Annotated in this window: 15 protein-coding genes; 8 read left to right on the forward strand and 7 right to left on the reverse strand. The window is 68.1% G+C overall.

What is annotated here, in order from left to right:
• The first annotated feature begins 37 nt into the window (after positions 1–37).
• The gene (locus NQ151_RS04820; protein ID WP_257527169.1) at positions 38–547 is read left to right on the forward strand and encodes a methylated-DNA--[protein]-cysteine S-methyltransferase; all 510 of its coding nucleotides are present in this window, start codon (positions 38–40) and stop codon (positions 545–547) included.
• Positions 548–609: 62 nt separating this feature from the next.
• On the opposite strand, the gene NQ151_RS04825 is transcribed toward NQ151_RS04820, so the two are convergent.
• Together NQ151_RS04825 and NQ151_RS04830 are read right to left on the reverse strand one after the other, a co-directional pair.
• Positions 610–2,226: a monocarboxylic acid transporter gene (locus NQ151_RS04825; RefSeq protein ID WP_257508338.1), complete on the reverse strand. Its 1,617-nt coding sequence runs from the start codon at positions 2,224–2,226 to the stop codon at positions 610–612.
• Positions 2,223–2,573 (reverse strand): DUF485 domain-containing protein, encoded by a 351-nt coding sequence (locus NQ151_RS04830; protein WP_257527170.1) that lies wholly within the window; start codon positions 2,571–2,573, stop codon positions 2,223–2,225. Before NQ151_RS04830 ends, NQ151_RS04825 begins: the two co-directional genes overlap by 4 nt.
• 170 nt (positions 2,574–2,743) lie before the next feature.
• Here NQ151_RS04830 and NQ151_RS04835 point away from each other — a divergent pair, with 170 nt between their 5' ends.
• The 4 genes from NQ151_RS04835 (at position 2,744) to NQ151_RS04850 (ending at position 5,449) form a co-directional block, all read left to right on the forward strand.
• Complete coding sequence (locus NQ151_RS04835; RefSeq protein ID WP_257508336.1) at positions 2,744–3,601, forward strand: LuxR C-terminal-related transcriptional regulator; 858 nt, start codon at positions 2,744–2,746, stop codon at positions 3,599–3,601.
• A 68-nt stretch (positions 3,602–3,669) separates the two neighbouring features.
• Positions 3,670–4,020, forward strand: a complete 351-nt coding sequence (locus NQ151_RS04840; RefSeq protein ID WP_257527171.1) for a histone-like nucleoid-structuring protein Lsr2 — start codon at positions 3,670–3,672, stop codon at positions 4,018–4,020.
• A gap of 50 nt (positions 4,021–4,070) precedes the next feature.
• On the forward strand, positions 4,071–4,778 hold the full coding sequence (locus tag NQ151_RS04845; RefSeq protein ID WP_257527172.1) for an alpha/beta fold hydrolase: 708 nt from the start codon (positions 4,071–4,073) through the stop codon (positions 4,776–4,778).
• The gene (locus NQ151_RS04850; RefSeq protein ID WP_257527173.1) at positions 4,775–5,449 is read left to right on the forward strand and encodes an esterase/lipase family protein; all 675 of its coding nucleotides are present in this window, start codon (positions 4,775–4,777) and stop codon (positions 5,447–5,449) included. The genes NQ151_RS04845 and NQ151_RS04850 overlap by 4 nt, the downstream gene beginning before the upstream one ends.
• Before the next feature lie 37 nt (positions 5,450–5,486).
• On the opposite strand, the gene zapE is transcribed toward NQ151_RS04850, so the two are convergent.
• Positions 5,487–6,530 (reverse strand): cell division protein ZapE, encoded by a 1,044-nt coding sequence (zapE, locus tag NQ151_RS16740; protein WP_353477557.1) that lies wholly within the window; start codon positions 6,528–6,530, stop codon positions 5,487–5,489.
• Between zapE and NQ151_RS04860 the strand changes: the two genes are divergently transcribed.
• Positions 6,529–7,116 (forward strand): TetR/AcrR family transcriptional regulator, encoded by a 588-nt coding sequence (locus tag NQ151_RS04860; protein WP_257527175.1) that lies wholly within the window; start codon positions 6,529–6,531, stop codon positions 7,114–7,116. The two genes, zapE and NQ151_RS04860, sit on opposite strands and share 2 nt — an antisense overlap.
• Before the next feature lie 183 nt (positions 7,117–7,299).
• A complete protein-coding gene (locus NQ151_RS04865; protein ID WP_257527176.1) occupies positions 7,300–8,649 on the forward strand; it encodes an HNH endonuclease signature motif containing protein in 1,350 nt (449 codons plus the stop codon).
• Here NQ151_RS04865 and NQ151_RS04870 read toward each other — a convergent pair.
• The 4 genes from NQ151_RS04870 to NQ151_RS04885 all read right to left on the reverse strand — a co-directional run bounded on the left by NQ151_RS04870 (position 8,646) and on the right by NQ151_RS04885 (position 13,446).
• Positions 8,646–10,301 carry a glycoside hydrolase family 13 protein gene (locus tag NQ151_RS04870; protein ID WP_257527177.1) on the reverse strand — a complete coding sequence of 552 codons (1,656 nt, stop codon included), beginning with the start codon at positions 10,299–10,301 and terminating at the stop codon, positions 8,646–8,648. The genes NQ151_RS04865 and NQ151_RS04870 overlap by 4 nt on opposite strands.
• Positions 10,301–11,122, reverse strand: a complete 822-nt coding sequence (locus NQ151_RS04875) for a carbohydrate ABC transporter permease (RefSeq protein ID WP_257527831.1) — start codon at positions 11,120–11,122, stop codon at positions 10,301–10,303. The genes NQ151_RS04870 and NQ151_RS04875 overlap by 1 nt, the downstream gene beginning before the upstream one ends.
• Positions 11,123–11,220: 98 nt before the next feature.
• Positions 11,221–12,159 (reverse strand): carbohydrate ABC transporter permease, encoded by a 939-nt coding sequence (locus tag NQ151_RS04880; protein WP_257527178.1) that lies wholly within the window; start codon positions 12,157–12,159, stop codon positions 11,221–11,223.
• Between the two features lie 27 nt (positions 12,160–12,186).
• Positions 12,187–13,446 carry an ABC transporter substrate-binding protein gene (locus NQ151_RS04885; protein ID WP_257527179.1) on the reverse strand — a complete coding sequence of 420 codons (1,260 nt, stop codon included), beginning with the start codon at positions 13,444–13,446 and terminating at the stop codon, positions 12,187–12,189.
• Positions 13,447–13,519: 73 nt separating this feature from the next.
• Here NQ151_RS04885 and NQ151_RS04890 point away from each other — a divergent pair, with 73 nt between their 5' ends.
• Entirely contained in the window at positions 13,520–14,608 is a 1,089-nt protein-coding gene (locus tag NQ151_RS04890; RefSeq protein WP_257527180.1) for a LacI family DNA-binding transcriptional regulator, read from the forward strand.
• Positions 14,609–14,708: the final 100 nt, after the last annotated feature.

Raw genomic sequence — 14,708 nt, forward strand, 5'->3', positions numbered from 1 at the left:
CCCGACGGCGGTCGCAGCGACGGGCCAGGATGGGCAGATGACCTCGACAGTGTTCTCGGTGCACCCGACACCGATCGGCCAGGCCCTCGTCGTGGTGAGCGATGAGGGCCTGGTCGCCCTGCAAATCCTCGACGGTCCGCACGACGACGCGCTGGCCGAACTCACCGCCGCGCTGCACAGCGTGCCCGAGCACGATCCGGATGCCACGGCGCCTGTCACCGGTCAGATCGACGAGTACTTCGCCGGCCGGCGCCGCGAGTTCGACATCGCGCTGGACTGGCAACTGGTGCGGGGCTTCGTCCGTGAGGCGCTGCAGGCGGTGTGCGAGATCCCCTACGGCCAGACGGCGTCGTACGGCGAGGTCGCGATCGCGACCGGTCATGTCCGTGCGCATCGGGCGGTGGGCAGCGCATGCGCCCGCACCCCGATATCGATCGTCGTCCCCGCCCACCGCGTCGTGCGCGCCGACGGGTCGATCGGCGAGTACGGCGGTCACCCGGAGCTCAAACGCTTCCTGCTCGATCTGGAAGCCGCGGCGGGCGAGTAGGCCGCCCGCGCCGACAACGGCCCCGGGCACTGTGCCCGGGGCCGTTGTCGGGACGTGACGCGTCAGTGGTGGGTTGCTTTCTCGGCACCGAAGCCGGTGAGCGAACGCACCTCCATCTCCGCGGCAAGCCGCGGGTCTTCCTTGCGGCGCGAGGTGACCGTGCCGAGCCAGCCCAGGAAGAACCCGAGCGGGATCGAGACGATGCCCGGGTTGTTCAGCGGCCAGATGGCCGGGCCGGTGCCCTTGAACACGCTCGTCTCGGTGCCCCAGAACACCGGCGAGAGCACGATGAGGATGACGGCTGCCGCCAGTCCCCCGTACATGCTCCACACCGCGCCTCGGGTGTTGAACTTGCGCCAGAACAGCGAGTAGAGGATGGTCGGCAGGTTCGCCGAGGCGGCCACGGCGAACGCCAGCGCCACGAGGAACGCGACGTTCTGGCCCTGCACGCCGATGCCACCCAGGATCGACAGCACACCGATGACGACCACCGTGCGCCGCGCGACCTTGACCTCGCCGTCCGGCGGTACCTCGCCCTTCTTGACGACGTTCGCGTAGATGTCGTGTGCGAAGGATGCCGCCGCCGTGATCGTCAGGCCCGCCACGACCGCGAGGATCGTCGCGAACGCCACTGCCGAGATGAACCCCAGCAGCACAGGGCCGCCGAGGGCGAACGCCAGCAGCGGGGCGGCCGAGTTGACTCCACCCGGCGCCGCCGCGATCGTCTCCGGTCCCACCAGCGCCCCGGCACCGTAGCCGAGAACCAGCGTGAGCAGGTAGAACAGGCCGATCAGCCAGATCGCCCACACCACGGAGCGACGCGCCTCCTTGGCGGTCGGCACCGTGTAGAAGCGCATCAGCACGTGCGGCAGGCCCGCCGTGCCCAGCACAAGCGCGATCGCGAGAGAGATGAAGTCCCACGGGTTGGCGCCGTACTGCAGCCCCGGCCCGAGGATGTCCTCGCCCGCCGGCGACGCCGCCACGGCCGATTCAAGGAGCGTGTTGAGGCTGAAGCCGTGAATGGCGAGGACCCAGATCGTCATGACCAGCGCCCCGCCGATCAGGAGGAACGCCTTCACGATCTGCACCCAGGTGGTGCCCTTCATGCCGCCGACCAGCACGTAGACGATCATCAGCACGCCGACGACCGCCACGACGATGGACTGCCCGATGGGCTCGTCGATGCCCAGCAGCAGCGAGACGAGCCCGCCGGCACCGGCCATCTGCGCCAGCAGATAGAAGAAGCACACCGCGAGGGTCGTGAGCGCGGCGGCCATGCGCACCGGGGCCTGCTTCAGCCGGAACGACAGCACGTCGGCCATCGTGAACTTTCCGGTGTTGCGCATGAGCTCCGCCACCAGCAGCAGAGCCACCAGCCACGCCACGAGGAACCCGATGGAGTAGAGGAATCCGTCGTACCCGTTGATCGCGATGGCGCCGCAGATGCCGAGGAACGACGCTGCCGACAGGTAGTCGCCGGAGATCGCGAAGCCGTTCTGCGGGCCGGTGAACGAGCGCCCGGCGGCGTAGTAATCCGCCGCGGTCTTGTTGTTGCGGCTGGCCCTGATGACGATGAACAGGGTCACCGCGACGAAGGCCCCGAAGATCGAGATGTTCAGGATGGGGTTGCTCTCCACCGTCTCGACGGCGGCGTCGATGGCACCGAAAATCTCGTTCATGCCGATGCCTCCCGGCTCTCGAGCTCGTCACGGATCGCCTCGGACTGCGGGTCGAGCTTGCGGTTGGCGTACCAGACGTAGGTCATCGTGATTGCGAAAGTGGTGACGAACTGGCCGAGGCCGAACAGCAGGCCGACGGTGATGTCGCCCCAGACCCGCTGGCTCATGAATTCCGTCGCGAACGACGACAGCAACACGTACACGAAATACCAGACGAGAAAGGCGACGGCCAGCGGAAACACGAAGCTGCGATGGCTGCGCTTGAGTGCGCGGAATTGCGGCGATTCTTCCACCGCGATGTAGTCGATCACGCCCGGCGGGGCTGATTCGTGGGGTCGTGCGGTCATCTGTGCGGCCTCCTTGCCACTCGTGCTGTCCGCTCGGGCACCGCCACTTTGCGGCGCCCATTGCGAGGGTGAGCACGCTGCCGAAACCCCGAAACCACCGCCCGGCTGCGTGATATCGTCGACGCTACGAAGGCGGCGACGAGGCCGTCACCCCCGGAAGTAGGTAGTGCGTGACGGCACCGACCGAAATCGAAAGCGACGATCAGCTCCTTGCGCGCGCCGTCGCAGACCTGTCCCGGCGCACGCGGTTCCCCGTGGTGTTCGCCGGTCTCGAGCATTCCGGCGCTGTCCATGTCAGTGCCATCGCGGGTGCTCGCACCCGCAGCATCGAAGGCCTCGTGGTGCAGGCCAACCGCGGTTTGGGGGGTGCGTCGTTCGTCGAGGGCCGTCCGCGGCTGGCGCTGGATTACCGCACGAGTCGCAGCATCACGCACGATTACGACCGCGCGATCCTCGGGGAAGGCATCTCGACACTCCTCGCCGTCCCGGTGATGGTGGCGGGGCGGGCACGCGGGGTGTTCTACTGCGGGTCCTGGCACCGCTCCCCCGTGGGCGATGTGGTCTCGCGTCCGGCGTTCGCAGCCGCGGAGTCGCTCGCGACCGAACTGCGCGTGCGCGATGAGGTCCGCCGCCGCCTGGCGCTGGCGCCGCCGACCCAGCCGATCGCCACGCTTCCCACCGCAGCTCGGGAGGAGTTGCGAGAGAGCTACGCCGAACTGCGCAGCATCGCCGCCGCCGTGCAGGACAGCAGCATCCGCGACCGCCTGGCACAGCTGGAGAAACGGCTCGCCGCACTCTCGGCATCCGGGGGCGCGGCCACCCAAAAGGCCGACACCAGCCTGTCCCGCCGCGAGGTCGATGTGCTCGCGTGCTGTGCGCTCGGCTCCACCAATGCCGAAATCGCCCACGCGCTCGGGTTGAAAGAGGGGACCGTAAAGTCCTATCTCGCTTCGGCGATGTCGAAATTGGATGCCTCGACCCGCCACGCAGCCGTTTTACGGGCCCGTCGTGTCGGTATTTTACCTTGATATCCCGCTGATCCCGCTTGCAACGAGCCCACTGTCGCGACCGCCTCTTGGCAAGTAATGTGTCCCGCATGGCACGCAGAATTGTTCACCAGCTCGTCGACGACCTCGACGGGACCGAACTCGAAGCCGGATCCGGGGAGACAGTGTTGTTTTCCCTAGACGGCATCGCTTACGAAATCGATCTCACGGATGACAACGCGCAGGCGCTGCGCGATGCGTTCGTTCCCTATGTGTCCGCTGCCCGCCGCGTTTCGGGCCGCTCCACTTCCTCGTCGGGTTCCACCGCACGCCGCCGTCGTCGCACGGGTCAGCACGATTATGGCCCGGTGCGCGAATGGGCCAAGGCCAACGGCTACACCGTTTCCGAGCGCGGGCGGGTACCCGCTGCAGTGCTCGAGGCGTACGAAGCCGCGAACTGAGCCGCACTGCGCGGGCGCGGCCGACCGGCCGCGGTCCGCTTCACTTCCGCGTGCTCGGCGACGACCAGCACGCCACGAATCGCCTTCCCGTGGTCCTCGTCCACGGCGTCGGGATGTCGCACCGGTCGCTGTCGCGGCTGCATGACGAATTGGCCGCAGATTCACGCGTATTCTCCGTGGATCTCCCCGGCTTCGCGGGGCTGCCCAAACCCGGCGACGTGGACATCGAAGCGATGGCCGCGGCGCTGGGCGATGTGATCGCCGCGCTGGACATCGGTCCGGCGATCCTCGTGGGCCATTCGATGGGCGCGCAGTGGGTGGTCGAGGTCGCGCGGCAGCGTCCCGAACTCGCGGCGCACGTCGTGGTGATCGGCCCCGTCACCGACGACCGTCACCGCACCCTGCCGGCGCAGATGCGCGCCCTCGCGCTGGACACGCTCGGGGAGACCCCGAACACCAACGCCATCGTGTTCACCGATTACATCCGCTGCGGCATCCCGTGGTACCTCACCCAGGTGCGCCACATGCTGGCCTATCCCCTCGACAAGCGCGTCGCCGATCTGACTGTGCCGCTGCTGGTCATCCGCGGCGAGCACGACCCGGTGGCGGGGATGCGTTGGTGTCGCCGGCTGCGTGACAGCGCGGCGGCGGGCGCGCTCGCCATCATCCCCGGCCGGCATCACGTGGCCCCGCACACCGCGCCGAAGGCCGTGGCGGCGGCGATCCGCGCGCACACCGATCCGAGGCCCACGGCGTGATCGACGCGCTGAAGGCCGCCGTGTGGTGGATGCGTGACTACGCGTATGCCGGGCTCTGGCAGGCCCGCGCCACGTTCAACCGCACCGACCCTGACACGTTCCTCTCCGGCGACCGCGTTCCCGTGGTGGTGCTGCCCGGCATCTATGAGACGTGGAAGTTCATGCAGCCGCTCGTGGCGGCGATTCACCGACGCGGCCACCCGGTGCACGTACTCGACGCGCTGCACCGCAACGAGCGCCCCGTCGTGGAGATGGCCGAGCAGGTCACCGCGTATCTCGAGGAGCACGACCTCTCCGACGTCCTGATCGTCGCCCACAGCAAGGGCGGACTGGTGGGCAAGCAGGTGATGATCGGACCCGCGGGCGCGCGCGTGCGCGGCATGCTCGCCGTCGCCACGCCCTTCGGCGGCTCCCGCTATGCGCGGCTCCTGCCGTCGTCGACGCTGCGCATCTTCTCCCCCACCGATGCCACGATCGTGGCGCTGGCAGGTCAAGCCGCGGTGAACTCGCGGATCGTGTCGGTCTACGGCCGGTTCGACCCGCACATCCCCGAGGGCAGCGAGCTGCCCGGCGCCAGGAACGTGCGGCTCGAGACCGGCGGTCACTTCCGCATCCTCGCCCACCCCCGCGTGGTCGCTGAGTTCACGCTACTGGCGGCTCGGACGCGCTAGGTGTAGTTCCTCAGCACGTTGCGAACAGGCAAGTGGGTTATGAAACCGTCAGGGTTGAGAGCCTGCTGACGGTGCGGTGCGCGTCGCGGGGTGGTTCCGCTGCCAGGAGTAGGCGTTGTGGTTCGCCCGCAGCGTGGACGTGGAGGGGGATGTCGCGGTCGTAGAGAACATCAATGAGGTTCGCGAACCGGGCGAGCGTATCGCGGGTGATGGAGGCGAGGTCGGGCACCGATGTGAGGGCGATGGAACGGAAACGCTCGGCGAGCCAGAGGTATTGCGCGACTCCGAGGGGCTGCGCGCAGAGGTCATCGAACGTGAACTCGGCGCGATTGCCGTCGATGCGTTGGGCTCTGATGGAATGACCTGCTGCGTTCAGCAGTGTGGGGGCCGTGCGGGTCTGGGCGTGTGGTCTCAGGCGCCACGCCCCTGCTCCGAAACCGTGGCTCGTGTGGGCTCGGGCCTGTCGGTAGTCCTCTCCGTCGCCGAGGTGTACGACGTCGAATTCGGCGCGGATGAGGTCTATCGCAGGCAGGAATCGGTCGTGGAACAACGGGTTCGGCATGAGCGCGGAGGGCTCATAGTTCGATGTGGCAAGGAGGAGGATGCCGTCATCCAGCAGGCTCTTGAGTGTGGCGGTGAGATAGACGCCGTCGGCGACATCGTGGACGTGGAACTCGTCGAAGAAGACCGCTCGAGCGTTCCCGATGAGTCCGCGGAGAGATCGGTCGAGCGGCTCGCGCTGCCGGATGATCTGCTCTTGGAGCGCGCGGAAGAAGTCGTGGAAGTGGAACCGCCGCTTTCGGTCTGTCGGGATGGCGGCGAAGTAGGCCTCGCTGATGAGGCTCTTGCCCCTCCCGACGTCGCCCCAGATGTAGAAGCCGTGACGAGGCGGGGCACTGAGCGCGTCGATCGCTGCGGTCTGCTGACGATCGAAGACGAGCCCGCTGGCCTCGAGCGCTGAATGGAATGGATCCACTGCGGCGCCAGCGAGACGATGCGGAGTGGCCGCGGTCACGCGACCAGCGGGAAGTCTGAGCACGCGCGTTACTCTACATCCATAGAGTAACTGAGGAGTCACCATGGCCAGACCCGGCGATCGCCGCCCATTGATCACCGCCCACGCGATCTCGGTCCTCGCAGCCGGAGGCGCCCGCGCATTGACACATCAGGCCGTCGACCGGTCCGCGGGTCTACCGGCCGGATCGACGTCGTACTACTTCCGCTCTCGCCGCGAACTGATCGCCGCGGCGATCGAGGGCATCCGGGCGCGCTCGAACGCTGCCTTCACTCAGGCTTCGCTGCCCGCGACGATCACTCCGCAGGACGCGGCGGACTTCATGGAAGGGCAGCTCTTGTCGCTGGCGGGTCGTCGCCGTGACGATGCACTGGCGGTGTTCGCCCTGCTGCCCGAGGTGCAAGGTGACTGGGAGCTTCGCGCGCATCTGTCGAGTTCGTTGTTCTCGCGCGAGCTCGCAACCGATCTGATCGACGCTTTGGGCGGGGGTAACGCCCACGACGCGTCTCTGGACCTGATCGACTTCCTCACCGGGTTGCTCTTCGGGTTGCTGTTCGGGCAACGACGAGAATCGGGCGACGCACCCTCAATTGCAAACACGCTCTGTCGATTCCTGATGAGCACGACCGACATGCCGTCGAGATCCTCATGACTCACGCGAACGCGCCGCTCACGCCCGAGGGCCGCATTTTTCCTGAGTTATGGTCCGGCCGGCGGGCCGATGATCGGGTGCCGTTTCCTCCCCAGCCGGGGTTTCGGGGAGTTATCCACAACCCCAGGTCAGGCGTTGTTTCCGCGGCCGTCAATGTCGGAGGGGGTCGGCAGGATTGGGGGTATGAACACCTCCCCGACCACCACCGCTCTGGCGGCAGTGCTGTCGCATGAGCAGGTGATCTCGGGGCTGGAGGAGGTGCGGCGGCGTCGGGCGGCGGTGGATGCCGACGAGGTGTGGTTCCTGTCGCAGGCGGAGGCTGTTGCCCAGGCGCAGACCGCCCGCATCCCGTCCAGTGAGGGTCGAGAGAGGGAGATGCCGTTGCGGTCGATGGCCGCGGAAGTCGGCGCGGTGCTGCGCCGATCGGACCACGGCATGCGCGACCGGATGCACGACGCGACCGTGCTGGTGGACGAGTTCGCTGCGACGTTCAGGGCGCTGCGGGAGGACCGGATCGACCGGGTGCATGTGCGGATCATCCAGGATGCCGGCGCCCGCATCACCGACCCGGACGCGCGGGCCCGGTTCGAGCAGGCGGCGCTGGTGGTGTGCGAGAACGACACTCCGGGACGGGCGAAGCCGACGATCCTGATGCTCGCGCAGCGACTCAACCCGGTGCCGTTGGAAGAACGCCACAAGGAGGCCGCGGCCGGCCGGCGGGTGTGGGTGCGGGACCTGGACGACGGGATGGCCGAACTCGCCGCGCTGCTGCCGGCGGAGCTGGTCTACGCGATCCGGGACCGGCTGAACCAGCACGCCCGCCAGATCGCCGACGCGAACCGCGCCGCGGCCAAAGCCGCTGCCGCAGCGGAGGCCGAAGCCGAAGCCACCGCGGCAGAGATCCTCGCGACCGATACCCGCACGATGGACCAGATCCGCGCCGACGTGCTCACCGACCTGCTGCTCACCGGACACGCCACCGCGCCCGCCGCCACCGGGGCGATCCCGGAGGGCACGGCGATCGTCGCGCAGGTCCAGGTGGTGATCCCTGCCACCACGCTCGTCGGGATCGGCGACGAGCCCGCCGAGCTGGTCGGATACGGGCCCATCAGCCCCGACACCGCCCGACGGCTCGCGGCGACCGCGGAGATCTGGGAGCGACTGTTCACCTCCCCGACCAGTGGGGCGGTGCAGCAGGTGCTCACCTACCGGCCGACCCGGGAGATGCGCAGGCACCTCGACGCCCGCGACGAGCACTGCCGGTTCCTCGGATGCCGAAGACCGGCCCGCCAGTGCGACCTCGACCACACCCACGACGCCGCCCTGGGTGGGCCGACCTGCCTGACCAATCTCGCGAACCTGTGCCCGGGTCGACATCATCCGGTCAAGCACGGCACCGCGTGGAGCGTGGTGCAGAAAGCCCACGGCATCCTGGAATGGACCAGCCCCACCGGCCGGGTCTACACCGACATCCCCCGCCGGGTGCTGGAATTCATGGCCCTCGCCGCCATCGAAGAACCCGCACCGTTCTAAGCGCCCGACGCCGGCGCAAGCCACACCGTGGTGTCCGGCGGCACGACGCCCATGATGTTCAGCCCGCTCGTCACGGCCATCTCGATGCGGTCGAGGTCGTACGGGGCGGGCCCGAAGTTGGTGACGACCTCCCACCCGCCGCCGCGGCGGTACCGCAGCACGTCGGGGTCGCCGGTGTCGACCCACTCGAACACCGCCGTCTCGGCGAACCGTCGACGCAAGGCCAGCGCGCGGCGCAACAGCCGCAGCGTCGAACCGACCGCCTCCTCCTGCGCGGCGACGGAGTATTCGGCGAACCACGCCGGCTGCGGCAGGTGCGCGGGGCCCGGGCCGAAGCCGAACGAGGGCCCGTCCGGCGACCACGGCAGCGGCACGCGGCATCCGTCCCGCCCCGGGTCCTGCCCGCCACTGCGGAAGAACGTCGGATCCTGCCGGGCCGCCGCGGCCAGGTCGCCGACCTCCGGCAGGCCCAGTTCCTCACCCTGATACAGATACGCCGAACCCGGCAGACCCAGCATGAACAGCGCCGCCGCCCGCGCCCGCCGCAGTCCGGCCACCCGGTCCACCGCGCTGTCCGATCCGCCCTCGCGCAGCCACTGCACCCCGTGCTTGACCGCGGGGTGGCCGTCGGTCTTGCGAGGCGGATGCGGCAACCCGTACCGCGTCGCCGGGCGGACGACATCGTGGTTGGACAGCACCCACGTGCTCGACGATCCCGATGCCGCCGCCAGCGCGAGGTTCTCGGTCACGACGCGACGGAACTGCGCGGCATCGAAGTCCGCCTCCAGCAGGTCGAAGTTGAACGCCTGCCCGAGGCTCTCCGGCCGCGCATACAGCGGCACGCGGGAGCTGTCCACCCACGCTTCGGCGACCGCCGCGCGAGGCGGGTCGTACTCGTCGAACACCTGCCGCCATTCCGCGTAGACCTCGTGCACATCGTCGCGGTCCAACAGCGGATGCTGGCCGTCCACCGGGATCAGCGCGAGCTCATCGCGACTGGGCAGGGGCTCGGTGAGGTCCTTGGTGAGCATGTGCGCGACGTCGATGCGGAACCCGTCGACACCACGATCGGCCCAGAACCGCAGGGTGCGCACGAAGTCCGCCCGCACATCGGGCCGATCCCAGTTGAGGTCGGGCTGCTCGACGGCGAACGTGTGCAGATACCACTGGCCGTCGCCAGCCGGCGCCCAGGCCGGACCGCCGAACATCGACACCCAGTCCGTCGGCGGCTCGGCGCCCTGCGGACCGGCGCCGTCGCGGAAGATGTACCGCTCCCGCGCTTCGGACCCGCGTCCGGCGGCGAGCGCCTCCTGGAACCACGGGTGCCGGTCGGACGTGTGGTTCGGGACGATGTCGACGACCACCCGGATGCCGCGCTCGTGCAGCACCGCGATGAGCTCGTCCATGTCCTCCAGCGTCCCCAGCCGCGGGTCGACGTTGCGGTAGTCGGCCACGTCATACCCGCCGTCGGCCAGCGGCGACGGGTAGAACGGGCTCAACCACACCGCGTCGATCCCCAAGCTCGCGAGGTAGTCGACGCGGGAGAGTATGCCGCGCAGATCACCGATGCCGTCTCCGTCGGCGTCGGCGAAGCTGCGTGGATAGACCTGGTAGACGACCGCGTGCCGCCACCAGTCCCGGTCGGGTGCCATCACCCCTTCACAGCGCCCTGGGTCACGCCTTCCACGACCCACCGCTGCGTGAACAGGTACACGATGATCGCGGGGGCCATCGCCATCAGGTACGACGCGAACGACACGTTGTAGTTGTTGCTGAACTGCGTCTGGAAGATGTTCTGCACCACCGGCAGGGTCTGCGCGCCCGGGTCGGAGATGATCAGCGACGGCATCATGAAGTCATTCCAGGACGCGAGGAACGCGAAGATGCCGACCGTCGCGCTCATCGGCGCGAGCAGCGGGAAGATCAGCTGCCAGAACGTCTGCCACGTGGAGGCGCCGTCGATGCGGGCACTCTCCTCGAGCTCGGCAGGGATCGAGCGCAGGAACGCCGTGAACAGCAGGATGCTGAAACTCAGCTGGAACATGATGTGCAAGATCGTCACCCCGGCGGGATTGTCCAGCCCGGTCAGTCCGGTCAGCTGGATCTGCGGCAGCGCAACGACGGTGAACGGAAGGAACATCGCCGCGAGCAGGTAATAGAAGGAGTACCGGAAGAGCTTGCGGTCCCAGTTGCGGGAGATGGCGAAGGATGCCAGCGCGGCCAGCAGCACGGTCCCGCCCACCGTGAACGCGGTCACCAGCACCGAGATCGTGAACGCCCGGGGGAAGTCCGTCAGCTCCCACGCGGTGACGAAGCCGTCGATGCTGAACGGCGCCGGCAGCGAGAACGCGTTGCCGTCGACGGCTTGCGACTGCGTCTTGAACGCCATCGACACCGTGACGTACAGCGGGATGAGCACCGTGACGGCGCAGATCATGAGGAGGATGGTGCCCGGCCAGTTCACCCGCTCCATCCGGAACCGGCCGGCGGAGCGCTTGCGCGGCGCGTCGCCGTCGAGCACCCGTTCGGCGTTGACGTCCTCGACGGTGAGGGCGATTTGCGTGGAGGACATCAGAACACGTTCCTTCCTCGTGTGAGCCGCAGCTGCAGCAGCGAGAGCACGACGGCGATGATGAAGAACAGCGTCGCGTTGGCCATCTGGTAGGCGTAGTCGCCGCCGGTGAAGCCGGTGAAGATCGTCATCGCGACGCTGCGGGTGGCCGTTCCTGGCCCGCCGTTGGTGAGACCGACGATGATGTCGTAGACGTTCAGGAAGTTCTTGAAGCCGAGGATCACGTTGATGACGACGTATCCCGCGACCAGCGGCAGCGTGATGCGCCACAGTTGCTGGCGCTTCCCGGCGCCATCGATGTCGGCCGCCTCGTAGACCTCCGCCGGAATCGACAGCAGCCCGGCGATGTAGATGAGCAGCGTGCCGGGGATCGCCTGCCATGAGGCCACGATCACGATCGCGACCCAGGCCAGGTCGGGGTTGGCCAGGATGCTCTGACTGAGCCAGCCGATCCCCCACGCCTCCCCGAGAGCGGTGACGGAGTTGGAGAAGAGGAAGTTGAAGACGTAGGCGATGATGATGCCGGAGATCACCATCGGGATGACGAAGATCGCCCGAAGTCCGGTCTTGAACCGGATGCGGGACGTCAACCCCACCGCGAGGAGGAACGCCACGACGTTCACGACGATCACCGTCACGATCGCGAAGAAGAACGTGAACAGGTAGCTCTGCAGGATCGCCGGATCAGTGAACACGGCGATGTAGTTGATCAGCCCGATGAACTCCCAGTCGCCGAAGCCGATGGAGTTGGTGAAGCTGAAGAAAATGCCGATCACCGCGGGCAGCGTGATCGCCAGCGTGAACAGGATGAGCGTGGGCAGCAGGAAGAGGTAGTAGACACCCTCGACCTTTCGCCTCGTCCGTGTCGCGGCGACTGCACCCGGTTGCGTCCGCTTCGCCGCCACGGGCACCGGGGCAGCTGCCGGAATCGTTGCCATGATCGTGTCGTCCCTTCTGGGATCGGGCTACTGGCGCAGCGCCAGTCGCGCCCAGTCCGCGTCCATGACCCGAAGCGTCCGTTCGACGTCCGAGCCGGTCACGATGCCCTGCATGTAGTTGTCGGTGGGGATGGTCAGCGGAATCGCCTTGGACGGGCCCTGATAGAAACGGGCGGAGTCGTAGTACTCCTTCATGCCGATGATCCGCTCGTCCTCCACCGGCGCCGCGTCCGTCGTGGTGCCGTAGCCCAGGAACGCGGCGTTGTACTCGTCCATCACGTCCTTCTGGAAGAGGTAGCTCAGGAAGTCCCGCGCCTCCTCCTTGTGCTCGGATGCCTCCGGGATCCATGCCGCGAGGTCGATGTTGACCCGCACCCGCAGGTCGTCGGGGTCGTCGGTCATCGGCAGGGGGAACGTGCCCAGCTGCATGTCGTCGTTGGTCTTGGCGATCTCGCCGAACGCCCACGGCCCCTGCAGGTACATCGCCGCCTCACCCTGCGCGAAGGCCAGGTTGCCGTCGCCGTACGCGCGACTGGCGGCATCCGGGTTGACGTAGTTCTCGGTGAGCTCGGTCATCCGCTCCACCGGGTCCACCAGGGTCGTCTGGAACGCCACCTCGGAGTCGGCGCCCACCTCGGTGCCGATCTCGTTCATCTGATCGAAGAAGTCCGCCACGTCGACCGATCCACCCACGGTGTAGTCGAACCAGCCCTGGCCGACCGTCCACGGGTCCTTGAACGTGGCGTAGAACGGCGTGATGCCGGCGGCGAGCAGCTGGTCGCACACCGCCTGCAGCTCGTCCCACGTCTGCGGCACCTCGAGCCCCTGTTGCTCGAAGATCTCCTGGTTGTAGATGACGGATGCCGCCATCACCGAATACGGCAGCACGCTGGTGCGGCCGGGGTACGTGGCGTACTGGTCGACGAGGTCCTGCACCTCGGGGAGGATGCGGTCGGCCTCCGGCATGTCGCCGAGGTCGCTCAACGCGCCCCGCTCCATGAAGCGCGCCATCTCCATGTTGTAGTTGAGCAGGCCGAGGTCGGGCGGATTGCCGCGCAGGAATCCCGCCTGCAGGTTGGACGAGGTGTCGAAGACCACCCGCACGTCGTCCTGCGAGGCGTTGTACTCCGAGATCAACTCCCGGAAGTACGGGATCGCCTCCGGCTTGCTGAGGTGGAATCGCACCTCCGCCGGTCCGCTGCCCCCCGCGCAGGCGGCGAGAGTGGCGGCCACCGCAACGGTGGCAGTCGCGGCGACCGCACGCAGGCGGCCTCTTCGTGAACGCATCGAATCAGACATTCATCGTCCTCCCGCCGGCAACGTTGCTGGGCGTTCTTCGCGCTTGGGAAGCGTTTCCGGTATGGAAGCACAGAGGTCCGGCGAGGTCAACGACCCGGCGCGCAACCGCTTCCGTCGCACTATCCTGTGGCGCATGGAGGTGCCGCAGCCGGTCGTGAACATGGCTGACGTCGCGCAGCGCGCGGGCGTCGGGATGGCCACCGTGTCCCGTGCGCTCAGCGGCGCCTACGGCGTATCCGAGTCGACCAGGCGGCGCATCCGCGACATCGCCGAGGAGATGGGGTATGTCGTGCACCCCGAGGCCTCCCGCCTCGCCCGCGGCGCGACCGGGCGGGTGGCGGTGCTCCTCTCCCACGCGTCGCAGTGGTTCTTCGGTGCGGTCATCGAGGGGATCGAGCGGGAGCTGCGACGCGCCGAGGTGGACGTGCTGCTCTACCAGGTGCCCGACGCCGACGCTCGGCACGGGTTCTTCCGCGACCTGCCGACCCGACGGAAAGTGGATGCCGTGATCGTCGTCGGCATGCCGGTGGACGACGCCGAGCGGCGAGCGCTCGAGGCGCTGCGGGTGCAGATCGTCTCGGTCAGCGGGCAGCTGACCACGTTCCCGTTCGTGCGCATCGACGACATCGAGGCCTCACGTCAGGCGGCCGCGCACCTGCTGTCCCTGGGGCACCGGCGGATCGCGATGATCGAGGCGGTGCCGCCGTCGATCCCGGAGTGGTTCATCGACATCGGCCGCTCCGATGGCTTCCGCGCGGCACTGTCCGCCGCCGGCGCGCCGCTGGACCCGGCCCTGACCGTACGGATCCCCTGGGACATCGAGGCTGCGGCCCTCGCGATGGGGGGCCTGCTGAGCCTGCCCGAGCCGCCCACCGCGGTGTACGCCCACTCCGACGAGCTCGCGCTGGCCGCGGTCCGCACGATCCGCCGCGCCGGGCTCCGTGTCCCCGAGGACATCTCCGTCATCGGCATCGACGGCCATCCGCTGGCTGCCCTCACCGACCTGACCACGATCGCCCAGCCGGCTGCCCACCAGGGTGCGACCGCGGCGCGCATGACCCTCGCCCTCCTCGCCGGCCAGCCGGTGGATCGGGCGGTGACGGTGCCGACCATGCTTGTTCCCCGCCGCAGCACCGCTCCCCCGAAGTGACGATGTTCGGTACAGAAGCAGGCGCGTGGGCGAAGTGCAACCCCTGCGAACACCCAGACAGAGTGAGGTAAAACCCTTAAGAGGAGGGATGCACCCAACT

Origin of the sequence: Microbacterium sp. zg-YB36, assembly GCF_024623575.2 — a bacterium.
GTDB lineage: Bacteria > Actinomycetota > Actinomycetes > Actinomycetales > Microbacteriaceae > Microbacterium.

Excerpts from the sequence above, each read along its gene's own strand:
- NQ151_RS04820 (WP_257527169.1), top strand. The coding sequence starts at position 38 with ATGACCTCGACAGTGTTCTCGGTGCACCCGACACCGATCGGCCAGGCC.
- NQ151_RS04825 (WP_257508338.1), bottom strand. The coding sequence starts at position 2,226 with ATGAACGAGATTTTCGGTGCCATCGACGCCGCCGTCGAGACGGTGGAG.
- NQ151_RS04830 (WP_257527170.1), bottom strand. The coding sequence starts at position 2,573 with ATGACCGCACGACCCCACGAATCAGCCCCGCCGGGCGTGATCGACTAC.
- NQ151_RS04840 (WP_257527171.1), top strand. The coding sequence starts at position 3,670 with ATGGCACGCAGAATTGTTCACCAGCTCGTCGACGACCTCGACGGGACC.
- NQ151_RS04860 (WP_257527175.1), top strand. The coding sequence starts at position 6,529 with ATGGCCAGACCCGGCGATCGCCGCCCATTGATCACCGCCCACGCGATC.
- zapE (WP_353477557.1), bottom strand. The coding sequence starts at position 6,530 with ATGGTGACTCCTCAGTTACTCTATGGATGTAGAGTAACGCGCGTGCTC.
- NQ151_RS04865 (WP_257527176.1), top strand. The coding sequence starts at position 7,300 with ATGAACACCTCCCCGACCACCACCGCTCTGGCGGCAGTGCTGTCGCAT.
- NQ151_RS04870 (WP_257527177.1), bottom strand. The coding sequence starts at position 10,301 with ATGGCACCCGACCGGGACTGGTGGCGGCACGCGGTCGTCTACCAGGTC.
- NQ151_RS04875 (WP_257527831.1), bottom strand. The coding sequence starts at position 11,122 with ATGGAGCGGGTGAACTGGCCGGGCACCATCCTCCTCATGATCTGCGCC.
- NQ151_RS04880 (WP_257527178.1), bottom strand. The coding sequence starts at position 12,159 with ATGGCAACGATTCCGGCAGCTGCCCCGGTGCCCGTGGCGGCGAAGCGG.
- NQ151_RS04885 (WP_257527179.1), bottom strand. The coding sequence starts at position 13,446 with ATGCGTTCACGAAGAGGCCGCCTGCGTGCGGTCGCCGCGACTGCCACC.
- NQ151_RS04890 (WP_257527180.1), top strand. The coding sequence starts at position 13,520 with ATGGAAGCACAGAGGTCCGGCGAGGTCAACGACCCGGCGCGCAACCGC.